Consider the following 15,992-nt stretch of genomic DNA (forward strand, 5'->3'; position numbering starts at 1 on the left):
CCAGGTTAGGAGTGCACTCGCCTCACTGCGGCGGAAAAACGTGTAGGTCCAACGCCGATCAGGCGTAGACCTTGTCGATCAGCACGCCGTTGTGCAGCTCCAGGATGCGGTCCATACGCGAGGCGAGGCTGCTGTCGTGGGTCACCAGGATGAAGCTGGTGCCGATCTCCCGGTTGAGTTCAAGCATCAGGTCATAGACCTGGGCCGCGTTGCCCTCATCGAGATTGCCGGTGGGCTCGTCGCCCAGCACGACGGCAGGACGCGTCACCAGCGCGCGCGCCACCGCGCAACGCTGGCGCTCACCACCGGACAATTCCGCAGGCTTGTGGTGCAGCCGCTTTTCCAGGCCCACGCGCGCCAGCAGGGCACTGGCCTGGCGCTCCGCCTCCGCGATCGCCACGCCGCGGATCAGCAGCGGCATGCACACGTTCTCCAGCGCGGTGAACTCGGGCAGAAGGTGGTGGAACTGGTAGATGAAACCCATCGAACGGTTGCGCACGCGGCCGCGGTCGGCATCGGAAAGACGGGAGAGGTTCTTGCCCTCCACTTCCACCTCGCCGCGCGTCAGCGTGTCGAGGCCGCCGATGATGTGCAGCAAGGTACTCTTGCCCGAACCCGAGGCGCCCACGATGGCCAGCGTCTCGCCGCGCTTCAGCGTGAAGCTGACGTCGGAGAGCACGTCGGTCTTCAGATCGCCCTCCTCGTAGGTCTTGGCAATGTGGCTGGCGCGCAGCACGATGTCGTTGTTGTGGCTCATCGGCTTACTCATAACGCAGTGCCTGTGCGGGCTGGGTGCGCGACGCACGCCATGCGGGGTAAAGGGTGGCGAGCAGCGAGAACAGGAAGGTGATCAGTGCCACCCAACCCACGTCGCTGGCCGACAGCTTGCTGGGCAGCTCGCTGATGTAATAAACGTCCGGCGACAGGAAGGTGATGCCGGTGACGTGCTCGATCCACTTCACGATGCCCGGCAGCTTCCACGACAGCAGCGAGCCCAGGCCCACGCCAAAGCCGATACCGACGAAGCCCACCAGCACGCCCTGCACCATGAACATGCCCATGATGCTGCGCGGCGTGGAACCCAGCGTGCGCAGGATGGCGATGTCGGCCTGCTTGTCGGTCACCAGCATCATCAGCATCGAAATGAGGTTGATCACCGCCACCAGGATGATCAGCGAGAGGATGATGAACATCACCTTCTTCTCCATCGAAATGGCGGAGAAGAAGTTGGCGTGGCTGTCCATCCAGGTATCGACCCGATAGACCTGGCCCAATTGGTCGGCCAGCTCCCGGGCCACTTCGCGCGCATTGAACATGTCGTCCAGGCGCAGGCGGATGCCGGTGGGTCCGTCGAGCTGGTTGAGCCGCTCGGCGTCGCTCATGTTGGTCAGGGCCAGGCCGGCGTCGAATTCCTGCATGCCCATCTCGAACACGCCGGTCACCCGGAATGCGCGCAGGTTGGGCACGCTGCCGGTGATCGGCGAGGACTTGAACGTTGGCACCGCGACGATCACCTTGTCGCCCACGGCCACGCCCAGCGTCATGGCCAGCTCGCGCCCCAGCACGATGTTCCAGCTGCCCGGGGTCAGGTCGGTAAGCTTGCCTTCGACCATGTGCTGGCCGATGTCGGATACCTTGGGCTCCTCGGCCGGCTCGATGCCGCGCACCACCGCCCCGCTGGGACGTCGTGCCTGCAGGAAGGCCTCGGTTTCCACGTAGGGGGCCGCGCCCAGCACATGCTTGTTGGCCTCGGCGATCTTCACCGCGCGCGGCCAGTCCTGCACGCTCTGTCCCGGCATTCCCGATACGGTGGCATGCGAGATGGCACCCAGGATCCGCGAGCGCAGCTCGTCATCGAAGCCATTCATCACCGACATCACCGTGATCAGCGCCGTCACGCTGATGGCGATGCACACGATGGACACGGTGGATATGAAGGAAATGAACTGGTTGCGACGCTTGGCGCGGGTGTAGCGCAGGCCGACGAAAAGCTCTAGCGGACGAAACATTAGGGCGGTCGCTTGTGGAGTTCTTGGGGGCTGGCCGCCCGGGTGGCGCGATTATCGCCTGAGACGCGGCCAAACCGTAGGACCGCGTTCAGCGGAAAGAGTGCCATCGGCGGCATCCTGGTCCGGCTGAGACACGGCCAGCCGCATGCGCAGGCGCCGACGGGTGTCTTCGTCGCTGTTGTCCGGAGCGAGCAGAAGCGGCTGCCAGCCCAGGCCAGGGGCGCGCAACCCAAGCCACACATGGCGCCCCGGCAGCACGCGGAAACCGGACAGGCGCGCGGGGACATCCTGGCCATCGCGAAGACGCAGGCTCCAGCTGCCGTCGCTGGCCATGCCTGCCGCGACGATGCGGCCATGCTCGAAACGCCCCACCGCGCGCAGGCCGGCAACCGCCACCGCCAGGCACAGCAGCGCGCTCGCCGCAAGCGGAATCTCGCTCAGCCAGATCGAGAGCAGCGATAAAAGCGACACCAGCCCCACGACCCGGCGCAGCCGCCGCGAGGGCCGATATTCAAAGCCGATGGCGGGCGCGGATGTCATCGATGATGGCCTGCCAGTCCGGGCGCGTTGCCTTGGCATGGCCCATCACCCAGTCCCAGAGGTCCGGGTCCTGCACATCCAGCAATTCATCGAAAGCCTGCCGCTGCGCCTCGTCGGCGTCGGCAAAGCGATCGTCCAGCCAGCCGCCGAACAGCGCGTCGAGTTCGCGGGTGCCGCGACGGGTGCGCCAGCGGAGGCGTTTGATGCGGGCTTCGTCCATAAATAACGCGAGGTGCCTCCTATGCTCGACTTCCTCTCCCCTCAGGGGAGAGGATTGAGGTGAGGGGCCAATCTTGCCTCAGTCCATCCAAGGCGATTAAGAAACTCTTCCGCGAGCACCCGCCCCTCACCCTGCCCTCTCCCCGGAGGGGAGAGGGAGGAGCTACTGCTTACGTGCGACGTTCGACGATCAGCTTCTTGATCTCGGCGATGGCCTTGGCCGGGTTCAGGCCCTTCGGGCAGGTACGCGCGCAGTTCATGATGGTATGGCAGCGGTACAGCTTGAACGGATCTTCCAGATCGTCCAGGCGGGCACCGGTGTCCTCATCTCGGCTGTCCACGATCCAGCGGTAGGCCTGCAGCAGGATGGCCGGACCGAGGTAGCGGTCACCGTTCCACCAGTAGCTCGGGCAGCTGGTCGAGCAGCACGCGCACAGGATGCACTCGTACAGGCCGTCGAGCTTCTTGCGGTCTTCCGGCGACTGCAGGCGCTCCTTGTCGGCCGGGGCCGGGCTCTGCGTGCGCAGCCAGGGCTTGATCGAGGCGAACTGCGCATAGAAGTGCGTGAGATCGGGCACCAGGTCCTTCACCACCGGCATGTGCGGCAGCGGGTAGATCTTCACGTCGCCCGAGGCGCAATCCTCGATGGCCTTGGTGCAGGCCAGCGTGTTGGTGCCATCGATGTTCATCGCGCACGAGCCGCAGATGCCCTCGCGGCACGAACGGCGCAGCGTGAGCGTCGAGTCGATCTCGTTCTTGATCTTCAGCAGGGCGTCCAGAACCATCGGGCCGCACGAAGCGAGGTCCACTTCATACGTATCGATGCGCGGGTTCTGGCCGTCGTCCGGCGACCAGCGATAGATGCGGAACGTCCGCGGCTTCTTCGCGTCCTTCGCCGGAAAGTGCTTGCCCGGCTGGACCTTGGAATTCTTGGGTAGCGAAAACTCTGCCATGTTTGCCTCACGGTTTCGTGTTGGCCTCAACCGCTCGTCCTGCGAGCGCCGGTACCACACTGAAAGAACCTCAGGGGTTCCGGCCTCGTATCAGTAAGTGCGCTTCTTCGGCGGGACGACTTCGACATCGCTCGTCATGGTGTACATGTGCACCGGACGGAAGTCGAAGCTGGTCTTGCCGCTCTCGTCGACCGAGACCATCGTGTGCTTCTGCCAGTTGTGGTCGTCGCGATCAGGGAAGTCCTCGCGGGCATGGGCGCCACGGCTCTCGTGACGCTGCGCCGCCGAGTACATGGTGGCCACGGCCTGGTCGAGCAGGTTCGCCAGCTCCAGCGTTTCGATCAGGTCGGAGTTCCACACCAGCGAACGGTCGCTGACGCCCACGTCCTTGAACGAGTCGCGCACCTTGGAGATCTTCTCGCAGCCTTCCTGCAGCGACTCGCCGGTACGGAACACCGCCGCGTCAGACTGCATGGTGCGCTGCATTTCGGCGCGGATCTTGGCGGTCGGCAGGCTGCCCTTGGCGTTGCGCAGGCCGTCGAAGCGGGCCAGCGCCTTGTCCAGCACGCTGGCTGGCAGGTCCTTGTGCGGCGTATCGGGCTTGATGATCTCGGCGCAACGGTGCGACACCGAGCGGCCGAACACCACCAGGTCGAGCAGCGAGTTGGAGCCCAGGCGGTTGGCGCCATGCACCGACACGCAGGCCGCTTCGCCGATGGCGAACAGGCCCGGCACCACGGCGTCGACGTCGTCGCCCTTCTTCTGCACCACTTCGCCGTGGTAATTGGTCGGGATGCCGCCCATGTTGTAGTGGACGGTCGGGATCACCGGGATCGGCTCCTTGGTCACGTCCACGCCAGCGAAGATGCGTGCCGACTCGGCGATGCCCGGCAGGCGCTCGTGGATCACTTCCGCACCGAGGTGCATCAGGTTGATATGGATGTGGTCCTTGTGCTCGCCCACGCCACGGCCTTCGCGGATCTCCATCGTCATGGCGCGGGAAACCACGTCACGCGAGGCAAGATCCTTGGCGTTCGGCGCATAGCGCTCCATGAAGCGCTCGCCGTTGGAGTTGGTCAGGTAGCCGCCTTCGCCGCGCACGCCCTCGGTGATCAGGCAGCCCGAACCGTAGATGCCGGTCGGGTGGAACTGCACGAACTCCATGTCCTGCAGCGCGAGGCCCGCGCGCAGCACCATGCCGCCACCGTCGCCGGTGCAGGTATGCGCCGAGGTGGCGCTGAAGTAGGCGCGGCCGTAGCCGCCGGTCGCCAGCACCACCGCGTGACCGCGGAAGAAGTGCAGCGTGCCCTCGTTCATGTCCAGCGCCAGCACGCCGCGGCACACGCCCTCTTCGTCGAAGATGAGGTCGATGGCGAAGTACTCGATGAAGAACGTGGCGTCATGCGCCAGCGCCTGCTGGTACAGCGTGTGCAGGATGGCGTGGCCGGTACGGTCGGCCGCGGCGCAGGTGCGCTGCGCGGTGCCCTTGCCGTAGTGGGTGGTCATGCCGCCGAACGGACGCTGGTAGATCTTGCCTTCCTCGGTACGCGAGAACGGCACGCCGTAGTGCTCCAGCTCGATGATGGCCGGAATCGCCTCGCGGCACATGTACTCGATCGCATCCTGGTCGCCGAGCCAGTCGGAACCCTTGATGGTGTCGTAGAAGTGGAAGCGCCAGTCGTCCTCGCCCATGTTGCCAAGCGCCGCCGAGATGCCGCCCTGCGCCGCCACGGTGTGCGAGCGGGTCGGGAACACCTTGGTGATGCAGGCGGCCTTGAGGCCCTTCTCGGCCAGGCCGAAGGTGGCGCGCAGGCCCGCGCCACCGGCGCCGACCACGATCACGTCGTACTTATGTTGTTGGATCTTGTAGCTTTCCATCGACTCAGGCTCCCAGCGCCACGTGCAGCACGGCCATCAGCGTCGCCAGCGTGCCGAGCACTGCAATGAACTTCACCAGCACCAGGAGGGCGACTTCCTTCCAGCGGGTATGGACGTAGTCCTCGATCACGATCTGCAGGCCCAGCACCGCGTGCCAGCAGACGGTGAGCACGAAGGCCACCAGCAGCACCGCGTTCCAGGGCTTGGCGACGATGCTGCGCGCGGTGGCGTAGTCGGCGTGCAGGGCGCCCAGTACCGTCACCACGAACCACAGGGCGAGGAACACCAGCGCGGTCGCAGTGACGCGCTGGGTCCACCAATGGCCGACGCCGGACTGCGCCGAGCCGAGGCCACGGGCGCGCTTGAGGGGGTTGCGCAACTGTTTGCGCACGTCGTGCTGCTGGCCGTTGGCGCTCATGCCGCACCTCCGGAGGTCAGCACGTAGGCCCACACGATGAGGGTCAGCACGATGCTGCCGGCGATGGACAGCCAGCTCGAACGGATGAACTGCGGGATGGCGTAGCCCATGCCACCGTCCTGGAACAGGTGGCGGATGCCATTGCACAGGTGATAGAACAGGGCCCACGTCCAGCCGAACAACAGCACCAGGCCGATCGGGCTGCCGGTGCAGGTCTTGAACTGGTTGTAGCTGTCCTCGCCGCTGGCGAGGGCGAAGACCCCCCACAGCACGAGCAGGGTACCTACGGAAAGGGCAATGCCGGTGGCGCGATGCACGATGGAGGTAACCATCTGCACTTGCCACTTATATATGCCCATGTGGGGAGAGAGCGGTCGTTGCGTGTCTGCCATGGCGGCTATCCTGGGTGGAATCGCTGATGCCCTTTACCGCCCTTCCCTATTTCCGGAGCGCCGGCGCAAGCAGCCGGCGCGGCGGATCAGAAGTCGATACAGCGCCCGTTCTTTTCCCAATCGCCGTAGCGGGTGGGATCCGGGGCTGGCCGCTCCACCAAAGTCTTATCCGTTGCCGGAACGGCAGGCACGGACGCTTGCTCCGCGGGAGCGGACGCCGGCGTGGACTTTTGTTGGGAGGACGTATCGGACATGGTATTTGAAAGCCGTAAAAGCGTAATACTTGCGTAAATGCAGCACAACCTTGACGGCAACGCGATCGTCTGACAGTCGCTCGCCGACATCTTGTGGAAACATCGTTGTGCCCCCAACCTCGACGGCCTATGACCAACGATCATTCCGCACAGATCATGCTGATCGAGGGCGCCGACGCACTGGCGTTCGCGCAAGCCCAGTTCAGCAGCAATGTCCAATCCCTCGAAGTCGGGCAATGGCAATTCAGTGCGTGGCTGGACGCCCAGGGGCGCGTGCGCGCATTGTTCCATCTGGCCCGCCCCAACCACGACGCGCTGCTCGTTCTCCTGCGCGGCGGAACGGTCGAGCCGATGGCGCAGTCACTGCAGCGCTACGTATTCCGCGCCAAGGTCAGGCTGACTGCTCTTCCGCCATGCACGCTGGGCACCGGCCCCGCGCTGGAGAGTTACGCCTACCGTCGTGAAGGCGATGGCTATGTATTCGGTTGCGGTACGCACAGCCTCGTGACCGGCGCGCCGGCCGATATGGATTGGCGACTGCCGCAGATCCTTGCCGGCTGGCCATGGTTGCCGGGCGCCGCGTTGGACCAACTGCTGCCAGCCTCCCTGTCGCTGGAGCACCTTGGCGCGGTCGCATTCGACAAAGGCTGCTATCCAGGCCAGGAGGTCGTGGCCCGCCTGCACTACCGCGGCGGCCTCAAGCGGCATATGCATTGCGTCGTATTGTCGCAGCCCTTGACAGAAGGCACCGTTTTGCGCCTAGAGGGCAAGCCGGTCGTCCAAATACTTGAGGTCGACATCGCGCAAACGGACGTCCATGCGCTTGCAGTCATCGACGACGACGCCACCAGGCAACTGGAAAACAGCGTGTTTGCTGTCGACGAACACCCCATCTCAATGCGCATCACGGAGAGTTGGCCCGCGTGACCGAAGCACTCACGCAAGGACTCACGAACACGACGCCGCAACGTGAGCGCGACGTGAACCTGAACAGGCAGGCACTTGCCAGACGTGAAAGTGACCACTAGTCTCCGCCAGCCAATTGACTGACACCCAAGCCCACGGGTGTCGACATACGCGACGAACCGGAGGGGTCCGGATCGGCGCGACCCGGCAGAGATGCCGGTGTACCCACCGCCCAGCGCGGAGCGCAGTTGCAGGCCAACGAGGTCGTCGTACCCGAGCAGTGCCTTTGCAGCAGACAAGTTGAGAGTGGCACCGGATCAGCCGCTCGACTGGCCACAATCCCGTGGCAAACCGCCTGACCACAAGTTTCGGTCGCGGCGATCAATCCAGGTGGAACGGCCTGCCCGCCCGTCCACCGCAACGGCGCGTGAAGTCAGTAGTACCGACCTCGCGCGTACAGCACGTTGGAGGCAGACAATGAAACTTTCCATGCTGTTGTGGCTAGCGTCCGTGCTACCCCAACCCCTCGCTGACCAGACCTGCCTGGCCACGACGGTGTATCTCGAGGCACGCAGTGAGTCGACCATCGGCCAGTACGCCGTGGCCGAGGTAGCCCTTCGACGTCGCGACCGCGGCACCTGGGGCGACAGCGTTTGCGAGGTAGTCACCTCGCCGCGTCAGTTCGCACTGACGACAACCGCGCAAAATTTTGAAGTGACGGATCTCAACTCCTGGACCAAGGCCTGGAAGATCGCCGGCGACTCCATCAGCAACTGGAGCCTACCCAAGGGCGAGCGCACCGTGTATGTGCCACAGGCCGATCACTTCGCCACGCTTGCAGTCGCACCCACATGGTCGACCAAGCGCGTAGTCAAGACCATCGGCGACCACGCATTCTACGCAGTCAACTGACGAACCCAACCCCATGAAAAAAGGCCCTCGCTAGAGGGCCTTTTTATTTGGACGTCTATACGCCCATCAACTCACAGGCGATAGACCAGGTTGTTGCGGATCTGTACGTAATCGCCAACGCGCACCTGCGGGTCCGCCGCCTGGGTCACCGTGGCATAACGACCATCATCGAGCTTGATGGTGACCTGCCAGGCCACGTCTGGGCCACCACTGTTCTTGCCGACTTCGTTGCCCACCGCGCCACCGGCCACGGCACCTGCAACGGTGGCCAGCGTGCGACCGCTGCCACCGCCGATCTGGTTGCCGAGCACGCCACCAGCGATGCCGCCGATCACCATGCCGAGGGGCGAAGAACCCTTCTGCGTCTGGATCTGGCGCACGTCACTCACCACGCCACACTGTTCGCAACGATTGGAACTGCCGCTGTAGACCACCTGACGCTGCGGTGGCGTCTCACAAGCGGAAAGGAGCGAAAGAACGGAGATCAACCCCGCGACAGCCAAATGTCTAAACAGTGTCTGCATAGCGTGAATCCTCAGTGAGCGTCGGAAACGGCTACCACACCTTCCTGTACCTGCAGCCTGTCACCCGGATCGTGATCCATTCGTACAGTGCGGGTGACACCGTTGTACTCGTAACTCACATCGTATGCCACCACCTGGTCACCACTGTTGCCCGGCACCGTGGTGCAGCGACGCTGCGTCGTTTGCTGCGTCGCGTTCGCCTGATGGTTCGCCTGGATTTCGTGGCCCGCATAGCCGCCGCCCACGGCGCCGGCCACGGTCGCCAGCGTGCGACCCTTGCCGCCACCGATCTGGTTGCCGAGCAAGCCACCCGCGACAGCGCCAATGGCGGTGCCTGCGATCTGGTGCGTGTCCTGCACGGGCTTGTGCGTGGTGACCACCTCGTCGTGGCACACCTGCTGCGGCGCCGAAGCCGCCTGGCGCACCGGCGTCACGCTGACCACGCGCGCATACTTCGCACCATCGCCCTGCTGGGCCGCCTGGCCCACGCCACCATCGGCGTTCGCATCGCGATTGCAGGCCGACAGACCACACACCAATACGGCGCCCATGCCCAACTGCAGCGCCGAAACCATCAACCTGTTCATAATGCTCTCCTGTCAGAATCGGCGAAGCACCCCGCTTGCGCCTGATTCGATCCCAACGTGCGCTCATTGAAACCTTGCGCCACTGAATATTCGCTTAGATCGAAGCCCGCCATTTTTCCAAACTCCGGATGCCCAAAACTGTGCTCGAACTCACCGACAGCCACGCGCACATCGACGATGAAGGGTTCGAGCACGATCGCGGGGCCATGTTCGAACGCGCGCGGGAGGCCGGTGTCCGCCACATCGTGGTACCCGCGATCGATCACGCGTCCTGGGCGCGCATCGCGGCGATCTGCGCCACTCACCCTGAGGCGCACGGCGCCTATGGCCTGCATCCCATCTACATCGATCGCCATCGTCCTGAGCACCTCGGCGCACTGGCCAGCCAGCTCGAGACCCACCATGCCGTGGCCGTTGGCGAGATCGGGCTTGACTACTTCCTCCCCGAACTGGACATCGAACGCCAGCGCGAGGTGTTTCACCAGCAACTAAAGGTGGCGCGGGATGTCGACTTGCCGGTGATCGTGCACGCCCGGCGCGCGATGGACGAGGTGACCTCGACCATGCGGCGCATCGGCGGCCTGCGCGGCGTCGTGCACAGTTTTTCCGGTAGCGAGCAGCAGGCCCGGCAACTCTGGGACATCGGCTTCCACATCGGCAGCGGCGGACCGGTAACCCATGAGCGGGCGCAGCGCCTTCGCCACATCGTCGCGACCATGCCCATCGAACGATTGTTGCTGGAACCCGATGCCCCCGACCAGCCCGGCGCATGCCATCGCGGCGAGCGCAACGAGCCCGCCTACCTGCGCGAAGTGCTCGACGTAGTCGCCCATCTTCGCGGTGAAAGCCAGGAGGCCATTGCCACCGCCACCACCGAGAACGCCCGCCGCCTGTTTGGCCTGCACTGAAGCCTTGCGTGGCGCCAAAGCCTGGTGATAGCCTAATTACTTCACTGGCGAACTATTCTCTGATGAAATGAAGCGGATGACTGAATGCCTCGCCCATATGGATGAGGGGATCGCCCGCGCAGCAGAGAACCTCCCCGACCTTCCAGTCCAGGAGGTCATCATCACGCGCCTGCTGTTGCTGGTCGGCGGGACGCTGCTGGAAGAGCTCGAAGGCAACCTCAAGCCCCACGGACTCAACGACAGCGACTTCCGCACCTTGATGATGATCTACAGCAGCCCCGCCGGGAGCGCCTCGCCCACCGAGTTGTGCGAATACGCACAACAGGGCGCGACCAACATGACCCGCATCGCCAACGTGCTGGTGAAAGCCGGACTGATCACCCGCGCCACCAGCGCGGAGGATCGTCGCCGCGTCGTGCTCAGCATTACCGCGGCCGGCAAACGCATGGTACGCAAGATTCTCCCGCCGCTGTTTCCCAAGGTACTGGGCGCCTTCGAGTCGCTGAGCAGCACCGACAAGCGCACGCTCGAACGCCTGCTGCGGCAGGTGGCCGTCAACATCGATTCGATCAACCATCCGGACCCTCGTCCATGACCTCTTCTCCTTCGACCCGCCCCGGAATCGGCCGGCGCGTGGCGCTTGCCTGCGCCCTCGCCGTGGCGATGACGGGTTGCTCGATTCCCGCAAAACTGCACCACCCGGCGATCCGGGACGACGTGCCGCTGGCCGGCCTTGACGTCAGCCAGCATGCCGGCTGGCCCGAGGCCCAATGGTGGCGGCAGTACAGCGACCCGCAACTGGACCAGCTGATCGAACTGGCCATGAAGGGTTCGCCGGACATTGCCGAAGCCCGCTCGCGCGTGGAATCGGCCGAGCAATCGATTCGCGCCGCCACCGCGCAGGCCGGACTGAGCGTGAGCGGCAGTGCGCAGGTCGAGCGCCAGCGCCTCAGTGAAACCGGCCTCATTCCGCCGAGGCTCCTCGGCTTCACCTGGTACAACCAGGGCGACCTCGGCGTGCAGGCCCAGTACGACTTCGACTGGTGGGGCAAGAAGCGCAACACCATCGAAGCCGCGATCGACCAGGCCCATGCTGCCGAAGCGCAGCACAGCGCCGCCGCACTGGCCATCCAGACCACCGTGGCCGATACCTATTTCGGCTGGCTGGCCGACGAGGCGCGCATCGACCTCGCGCGCAAGACGGTGCAGACGCAGGAACAGCTGGAACGCATCGCGGAACTGCGCGTGCGCCAGGGCGTCGACCGTCACGATACGGTGGAGCAGGCCAAGGCCCAGCTGGCAGCAGCGCGACAGATGCTGGTGTCGGTGGAAAGCTCGGCACGCATCCGCCAGGCGGCGCTGGCCAGCCTGGTTGGCGTGGCCCCGGCCGAATTGCCTGCGCTGCAGCCGCGCCCGCTGCCCGCCGTGGTGAGCGGCCTGCCGAGCAACGTCGGCGTGGACCTGATCGCACGCCGCCCGGACATCGCCGCCAGCCGCTGGCAGGTGGAATCGGCGCTGCGCCAGACCGACGTGGCGCGTGCGCAGTTCTATCCCGACATCAGCATCAGCGCGATGGCCGGCTTGTCGAGTATCGACCTGGACAAGATGTTCAATGCCGGCAGCCGCGTGTTTGCGCTGACGCCGGCACTGCACCTGCCGATCTTCACCGGCGGCCTGCTCGAAGCGAACTATGGCGTCAGCAAGGCACAGCTGCAGGCCGCCGTGGCGCAGTACAACAGCACCGTGCTCAGCGCCGCGCGCGACGTGGCCACGCAGAGCCTCACCGCCCAGCAGCTCGATGGACGCCGGCAGGAACAGGCGCGCGAGATCGCCGCCAACCAGCAGTTGCTGGCCACGGCGCAGTCGCGCGTGCAGCGCGGCGTGAGCGACAGCCGCGAAACGCTTTCCGCCCAGGCACAGCTGCTGCAGCAACAGGACAACGACGTCAGCCTCCACGGGCAGGCGCTGTCCACCGATATTTCGCTGATCAAGGCGCTCGGCGGCGGTTTCCGCGAGGGCACGCCTGACCAGGTTTCCAGCGAACAGACTCCCTCTTCCCCTACGAACCTTTCCGGAGACGCCCCGAATGAGCGCCACTGATTCCGCCGCCAAACCGCAGGACAACGACAGCGGCATGGCCGCAAAGGATCCGGCCAAGCGCCGTCGGGCGCTGCTGATCGTCGCCGCCGTCTTCATCCTCGCTGGTGCCGCCTGGGCCCTGTTGTGGGTGTTCGTGTTCTCCACCCGCGAGAAGACCGACAACGCTTACGTGGGCGGCAACCAGGTGGCGATCTCGGCCCAGGTGTCGGGCACCGTGGTGGCCATCCTGGCCGATGACACGCAACGCGTGGAGGCCGGCCAGGTGCTGGTGAAGCTCGATCCGACCGACGCCGAGGTCCGCCTGCAGCAGACCAGCAGCGCGCTGGCCCAAGCGGTGCGCCAGGTGCGTGGCCAGACCGACTCAGCCAACAGCGCCGATGCCCAGGTGGCCAAGGCCCAGGTGGACCTGAAGAAAGCCCAGGCCGATCTGGCCCGCCGCGCCCCGCTGATCGCCGCCCAGGCCGAGGCGCCGGAAACGGTGCAGCATCTGCGCGACACGGTGGACCAGGCCCAGGCTTCGCTGGATGCAGCGAAGGCACAGGCGGCCTCCCAGCACGCCGCCATCGAAGGCACCCAGATCGCCAACAATCCGGCCGTCGAACAGGCTCGCGCCAACTTCCGCGCCGCCTGGATCGCCTCGCAGCGCAACGCCATCTACGCGCCGGTGACCGGCTACGTCGCCCAGCGCAGCGTGCAGGTCGGCAACAGCGTGCAGCCGGGCCAGCAGCTGATGACGGTGGTGCCGCTGCACAACCTGTGGGTGGACGCCAACTTCAAGGAAAACCAGCTGCGCCACATCCGTGTGGGCCAGCCGGCCAAGGTCGAGGCGGATGTCTACGGCGGCAGCGTCGAGTTCCACGGCAAGGTGATCGGCCTGGGTGCCGGCACCGGCAGCGTGTTCTCGCTGCTGCCTGCGCAGAACGCCACCGGCAACTGGATCAAGGTAGTGCAGCGCGTGCCGGTGCGCATCGCGCTGGACGACAAGGAGCTGGACGATCACCCGCTTCGCGTGGGCCTGTCCACCGAGGTCACGGTCGACATCACCAATGACAAGGGCGCGATGATGGCCCCGCCGGGCAACGGCCAGCCGATCGCGCAGACCGACGTGTACGACCAGATGGCCAGCAAGGCCGACCAGGAGGCCGAGAAGATCATCGAGGCCAATCTCAGCCAGCGCCGCGCCAACTGACGAGCCCACGACCCCGCCATGGCCGCCTCCCCCAACGACGCCCAGCCGCAGTTGCAGCCTCTGCACGGCACTGCGCTGGTGCTGCTGACCATCGCCGTCGCGTTCAGCACCTTCATGGAGGTGCTGGACATGACCATCGTCAATGTCGCCGTTCCACACATCGCCGGCAGCCTGGGCGTCAGCGCCAACGAGGGCACCTGGACGATCAGTTCCTACTCGCTGGCCAGCGCGATCATGCAACCGCTCACCGGCTGGATCGCGCGCCGCTTCGGCGAAGTGAAGACCTTCGTCGTCTCGGTGGGCCTGTTCGTGGTGTTCTCCATGCTGTGCGGCCTGGCCACCTCGATGCCCATGCTGGTGTTCGCGCGCCTGATGCAGGGCGCGGGCTCGGGCCCGATGGTGGCGCTGTCGCTGACCCTGCTGCTGGCCAGCTACCCCAAGGCCCGGCAAGGCATCGCGCTGGCACTGTGGGCGATGACCGTGGTGGTGGCGCCGATCTTCGGCCCGATCCTCGGCGGCTGGCTCACCGACAACTTTTCGTGGCCGTGGATCTTCTACATCAACCTGCCGGTCGGCGTGCTGGCGGGCGTGATCCCCTGGCCCCTGCTTCGCAAACGCGAAACCAAGACCTTCCCGGCCCCGATCGACGTGGTCGGCCTAGTGCTGCTGGTCGCGGGCGTGGGCTGCCTGCAGTTCATGCTGGACAACGGCAACGACCACGACTGGTTCGCCTCGCCGCTGATCACCGCGCTCGGCCTGATCGCCTTGGTGTCGCTGACCTTCCTGGTGGTGTGGGAACTGCATGCCAAGCATCCGGTGGTGGAGCTGAGCCTGTTCCGCCAGCGCAACTTCACCGCTGGCGTGATCGCGCTGTCGCTGGGCATGTTCGCCTTCTTCGGCATCAACGTGGTGTTCCCGCTATGGCTGCAGACCACGCTGGGCTACACCGCGACCTGGGCCGGCCTCGCCACCGCGCCGGTGGGCATCCTGGCGTTCCTGCTGTCGCCGATCCTCGGCCGCAACATGCAGAAGCTGGACCTGCGCATGGTGGTGACCTTTGCCTTCCTGGTGTTCGCGGCCACCTCGTACTGGTTCTCCACCTTCGACAGCTCGGCCTCGTTCAACTCGCTGGTACTGCCCCGCTTCGTGATGGGCATCGCCATCCCGTGCTTCTTCATCCCGCTCAACCAGGTCTACCTGTCGGGTCTCCCGGCCAATGAGATTGCCAGTGCCAGCGGCCTGGCCAATTTCTTCCGCACCCTGGGCTCCAGCGTCTCCACCGCCGTCACCGTGACCCTGTGGGACCACCGGGGCATCCTGCACCACGCCAACCTCACCGAAAGCGTGACTGCGGCCAGCCCGGCAGCCAACCAGGTGCTGCAGAACCTGACCCATGGCGGCCTGAGCCAGCAGCAGGCGCTGGGCATGACCGACCAGTTGGTCAACCAGCAGGCCCTGACCCTGGCCGTGAACGACATCTTCTGGGGCTGCGCCGTGCTGTTCCTGCTGCTGATCCCGGTGATCTGGCTGGCCAAGCCGCCCTTCGGCAGCGCCGGAGGCGCCGTGGGGCACTAGCCCCGGGGGGCTACCCCCGGGTCGGCAGGTGATTGATCCGGGGGCCATTGCTGCAACGGGCCAGTGCAGCAAGTAATACCAGTTCGGCGACTGGTGCGGCGCAATACGTTCTGCTAGCTTGTGTCGCATGGCACAAACAATCCGCATCATCAAGAAGTATCCGAACCGCCGGCTCTACGACACGGAGATCTCCAGCTACATCACGCTGGAGGAAGTCCGGCAGCTGGTGCTGGATGGCGAAACCTTCGAGGTCCGCGACGCCAAGAGCGGGGAGGACCTGACCCGCTCCGTGTTGCTGCAGATCATCTCCGAGCATGAGGAAAAGGGGCAGCCCATGCTGTCTCCCCAATTGCTCAGCCAGATCATCCGCTTCTACGGCGATTCGCTGCAGGGCTTCATGGGCCCGTATCTGGAGCGCAGCCTGCAGGTCTTCCTCGACCAGCAGCAGCAGTTCCGCACGCAGCTCAACAGCCTGCTCGGCCAGACGCCGTGGTCCATGCTCAACGATCTCACCGAGCGCAACATGGATGCCTGGCGCACCATGCAGCGCGGTCTGATTGACGCCGCAACCCAAGGCACCCCGCCACGCGGCGGCAAGAAGCCAGGCTGATCCAGCTCGAGGCCGGCG

19 protein-coding genes are annotated in these 15,992 nt (G+C 65.3%); 8 read left to right on the top strand and 11 right to left on the bottom strand.

Features of this window, described 5'->3' with window-relative positions; genetic code table 11:
* Nucleotides 1-58 precede the first annotated feature (58 nt).
* From lolD to DVU99_RS20345, 9 genes are all read right to left on the bottom strand, one after another.
* Entirely contained in the window at nucleotides 59-757 is a 699-nt protein-coding gene (lolD, locus tag DVU99_RS09705) for a lipoprotein-releasing ABC transporter ATP-binding protein LolD (protein ID WP_114240015.1), read from the bottom strand.
* Between the two features lie 4 nt (nucleotides 758-761).
* A complete protein-coding gene (locus tag DVU99_RS09710) occupies nucleotides 762-2,009 on the bottom strand; it encodes a lipoprotein-releasing ABC transporter permease subunit (RefSeq protein WP_114240016.1) in 1,248 nt (415 codons plus the stop codon).
* A 51-nt stretch (nucleotides 2,010-2,060) separates the two neighbouring features.
* Nucleotides 2,061-2,480, bottom strand: a complete 420-nt coding sequence (locus tag DVU99_RS09715; RefSeq protein WP_198670254.1) for a hypothetical protein — start codon at nucleotides 2,478-2,480, stop codon at nucleotides 2,061-2,063.
* Between the two features lie 40 nt (nucleotides 2,481-2,520).
* Nucleotides 2,521-2,769, bottom strand: a complete 249-nt coding sequence (locus DVU99_RS09720) for a succinate dehydrogenase assembly factor 2 (protein ID WP_114240017.1) — start codon at nucleotides 2,767-2,769, stop codon at nucleotides 2,521-2,523.
* 169 nt (nucleotides 2,770-2,938) lie between these two features.
* Nucleotides 2,939-3,721: a succinate dehydrogenase iron-sulfur subunit gene (locus tag DVU99_RS09725; RefSeq protein WP_114240018.1), complete on the bottom strand. Its 783-nt coding sequence runs from the start codon at nucleotides 3,719-3,721 to the stop codon at nucleotides 2,939-2,941.
* Nucleotides 3,722-3,811: 90 nt separating this feature from the next.
* Nucleotides 3,812-5,599 carry a succinate dehydrogenase flavoprotein subunit gene (sdhA, locus tag DVU99_RS09730; protein ID WP_114240019.1) on the bottom strand — a complete coding sequence of 596 codons (1,788 nt, stop codon included), beginning with the start codon at nucleotides 5,597-5,599 and terminating at the stop codon, nucleotides 3,812-3,814.
* 4 nt (nucleotides 5,600-5,603) lie between these two features.
* Nucleotides 5,604-6,017, bottom strand: a complete 414-nt coding sequence (gene sdhD, locus DVU99_RS09735) for a succinate dehydrogenase, hydrophobic membrane anchor protein (protein WP_114240020.1) — start codon at nucleotides 6,015-6,017, stop codon at nucleotides 5,604-5,606.
* Complete coding sequence (gene sdhC / locus DVU99_RS09740) at nucleotides 6,014-6,409, bottom strand: succinate dehydrogenase, cytochrome b556 subunit (protein WP_114240021.1); 396 nt, start codon at nucleotides 6,407-6,409, stop codon at nucleotides 6,014-6,016. The genes sdhD and sdhC overlap by 4 nt, the downstream gene beginning before the upstream one ends.
* A gap of 86 nt (nucleotides 6,410-6,495) precedes the next feature.
* Nucleotides 6,496-6,807 (bottom strand): DUF1674 domain-containing protein, encoded by a 312-nt coding sequence (locus DVU99_RS20345; RefSeq protein ID WP_369333217.1) that lies wholly within the window; start codon nucleotides 6,805-6,807, stop codon nucleotides 6,496-6,498.
* Between DVU99_RS20345 and DVU99_RS09750 the strand changes: the two genes are divergently transcribed.
* Both DVU99_RS09750 and DVU99_RS09755 read left to right on the top strand, forming a co-directional pair.
* Entirely contained in the window at nucleotides 6,793-7,590 is a 798-nt protein-coding gene (locus DVU99_RS09750) for a folate-binding protein YgfZ (protein WP_114240023.1), read from the top strand. The two genes, DVU99_RS20345 and DVU99_RS09750, sit on opposite strands and share 15 nt — an antisense overlap.
* A gap of 456 nt (nucleotides 7,591-8,046) precedes the next feature.
* Complete coding sequence (locus tag DVU99_RS09755; RefSeq protein ID WP_232823538.1) at nucleotides 8,047-8,481, top strand: cell wall hydrolase; 435 nt, start codon at nucleotides 8,047-8,049, stop codon at nucleotides 8,479-8,481.
* Between the two features lie 71 nt (nucleotides 8,482-8,552).
* On the opposite strand, the gene DVU99_RS20350 is transcribed toward DVU99_RS09755, so the two are convergent.
* Both DVU99_RS20350 and DVU99_RS09765 read right to left on the bottom strand, forming a co-directional pair.
* Nucleotides 8,553-8,861, bottom strand: a complete 309-nt coding sequence (locus DVU99_RS20350; RefSeq protein ID WP_369333218.1) for a glycine zipper 2TM domain-containing protein — start codon at nucleotides 8,859-8,861, stop codon at nucleotides 8,553-8,555.
* A 155-nt stretch (nucleotides 8,862-9,016) separates the two neighbouring features.
* Nucleotides 9,017-9,592, bottom strand: a complete 576-nt coding sequence (locus DVU99_RS09765) for a glycine zipper 2TM domain-containing protein (protein WP_114240026.1) — start codon at nucleotides 9,590-9,592, stop codon at nucleotides 9,017-9,019.
* Nucleotides 9,593-9,720: 128 nt separating this feature from the next.
* On the opposite strand from DVU99_RS09765, the gene DVU99_RS09770 reads away from it, so the two are divergent.
* From DVU99_RS09770 to phaR, 6 genes are all read left to right on the top strand, one after another.
* A complete protein-coding gene (locus DVU99_RS09770) occupies nucleotides 9,721-10,500 on the top strand; it encodes a TatD family hydrolase (RefSeq protein ID WP_232823539.1) in 780 nt (259 codons plus the stop codon).
* A gap of 76 nt (nucleotides 10,501-10,576) precedes the next feature.
* Nucleotides 10,577-11,095, top strand: a complete 519-nt coding sequence (locus tag DVU99_RS09775) for a MarR family transcriptional regulator (protein ID WP_343126323.1) — start codon at nucleotides 10,577-10,579, stop codon at nucleotides 11,093-11,095.
* Complete coding sequence (locus DVU99_RS09780) at nucleotides 11,092-12,600, top strand: efflux transporter outer membrane subunit (RefSeq protein WP_114240028.1); 1,509 nt, start codon at nucleotides 11,092-11,094, stop codon at nucleotides 12,598-12,600. The genes DVU99_RS09775 and DVU99_RS09780 overlap by 4 nt, the downstream gene beginning before the upstream one ends.
* Nucleotides 12,587-13,789, top strand: coding sequence for an efflux RND transporter periplasmic adaptor subunit (locus DVU99_RS09785; RefSeq protein ID WP_114240029.1), 1,203 nt, complete (start codon nucleotides 12,587-12,589; stop codon nucleotides 13,787-13,789). Before DVU99_RS09780 ends, DVU99_RS09785 begins: the two co-directional genes overlap by 14 nt.
* An 18-nt stretch (nucleotides 13,790-13,807) precedes the next feature.
* Complete coding sequence (locus DVU99_RS09790) at nucleotides 13,808-15,364, top strand: DHA2 family efflux MFS transporter permease subunit (protein ID WP_114240030.1); 1,557 nt, start codon at nucleotides 13,808-13,810, stop codon at nucleotides 15,362-15,364.
* A 127-nt stretch (nucleotides 15,365-15,491) separates the two neighbouring features.
* The gene (phaR, locus tag DVU99_RS09795) at nucleotides 15,492-15,974 is read left to right on the top strand and encodes a polyhydroxyalkanoate synthesis repressor PhaR (RefSeq protein WP_114240031.1); all 483 of its coding nucleotides are present in this window, start codon (nucleotides 15,492-15,494) and stop codon (nucleotides 15,972-15,974) included.
* Nucleotides 15,975-15,992: the final 18 nt, after the last annotated feature.

The sequence above is a fragment of the Dyella sp. C9 genome (assembly GCF_003332825.1).
Lineage (GTDB): Bacteria > Pseudomonadota > Gammaproteobacteria > Xanthomonadales > Rhodanobacteraceae > Dyella.

Bases quoted from the DNA above. Each gene is read 5' to 3' on its own strand.
- lolD (WP_114240015.1), bottom strand. From the start codon at position 757: ATGAGCCACAACAACGACATCGTGCTGCGCGCCAGCCACATTGCCAAG.
- DVU99_RS09710 (WP_114240016.1), bottom strand. From the start codon at position 2,009: ATGTTTCGTCCGCTAGAGCTTTTCGTCGGCCTGCGCTACACCCGCGCC.
- DVU99_RS09720 (WP_114240017.1), bottom strand. From the start codon at position 2,769: ATGGACGAAGCCCGCATCAAACGCCTCCGCTGGCGCACCCGTCGCGGC.
- DVU99_RS09725 (WP_114240018.1), bottom strand. From the start codon at position 3,721: ATGGCAGAGTTTTCGCTACCCAAGAATTCCAAGGTCCAGCCGGGCAAG.
- sdhA (WP_114240019.1), bottom strand. From the start codon at position 5,599: ATGGAAAGCTACAAGATCCAACAACATAAGTACGACGTGATCGTGGTC.
- sdhD (WP_114240020.1), bottom strand. From the start codon at position 6,017: ATGAGCGCCAACGGCCAGCAGCACGACGTGCGCAAACAGTTGCGCAAC.
- sdhC (WP_114240021.1), bottom strand. From the start codon at position 6,409: ATGGCAGACACGCAACGACCGCTCTCTCCCCACATGGGCATATATAAG.
- DVU99_RS09750 (WP_114240023.1), top strand. From the start codon at position 6,793: ATGACCAACGATCATTCCGCACAGATCATGCTGATCGAGGGCGCCGAC.
- DVU99_RS20345 (WP_369333217.1), bottom strand. From the start codon at position 6,807: ATGATCGTTGGTCATAGGCCGTCGAGGTTGGGGGCACAACGATGTTTC.
- DVU99_RS09755 (WP_232823538.1), top strand. From the start codon at position 8,047: ATGAAACTTTCCATGCTGTTGTGGCTAGCGTCCGTGCTACCCCAACCC.
- DVU99_RS09765 (WP_114240026.1), bottom strand. From the start codon at position 9,592: ATGAACAGGTTGATGGTTTCGGCGCTGCAGTTGGGCATGGGCGCCGTA.
- DVU99_RS09770 (WP_232823539.1), top strand. From the start codon at position 9,721: ATGCCCAAAACTGTGCTCGAACTCACCGACAGCCACGCGCACATCGAC.
- DVU99_RS09775 (WP_343126323.1), top strand. From the start codon at position 10,577: ATGACTGAATGCCTCGCCCATATGGATGAGGGGATCGCCCGCGCAGCA.
- DVU99_RS09780 (WP_114240028.1), top strand. From the start codon at position 11,092: ATGACCTCTTCTCCTTCGACCCGCCCCGGAATCGGCCGGCGCGTGGCG.
- DVU99_RS09785 (WP_114240029.1), top strand. From the start codon at position 12,587: ATGAGCGCCACTGATTCCGCCGCCAAACCGCAGGACAACGACAGCGGC.
- DVU99_RS09790 (WP_114240030.1), top strand. From the start codon at position 13,808: ATGGCCGCCTCCCCCAACGACGCCCAGCCGCAGTTGCAGCCTCTGCAC.
- phaR (WP_114240031.1), top strand. From the start codon at position 15,492: ATGGCACAAACAATCCGCATCATCAAGAAGTATCCGAACCGCCGGCTC.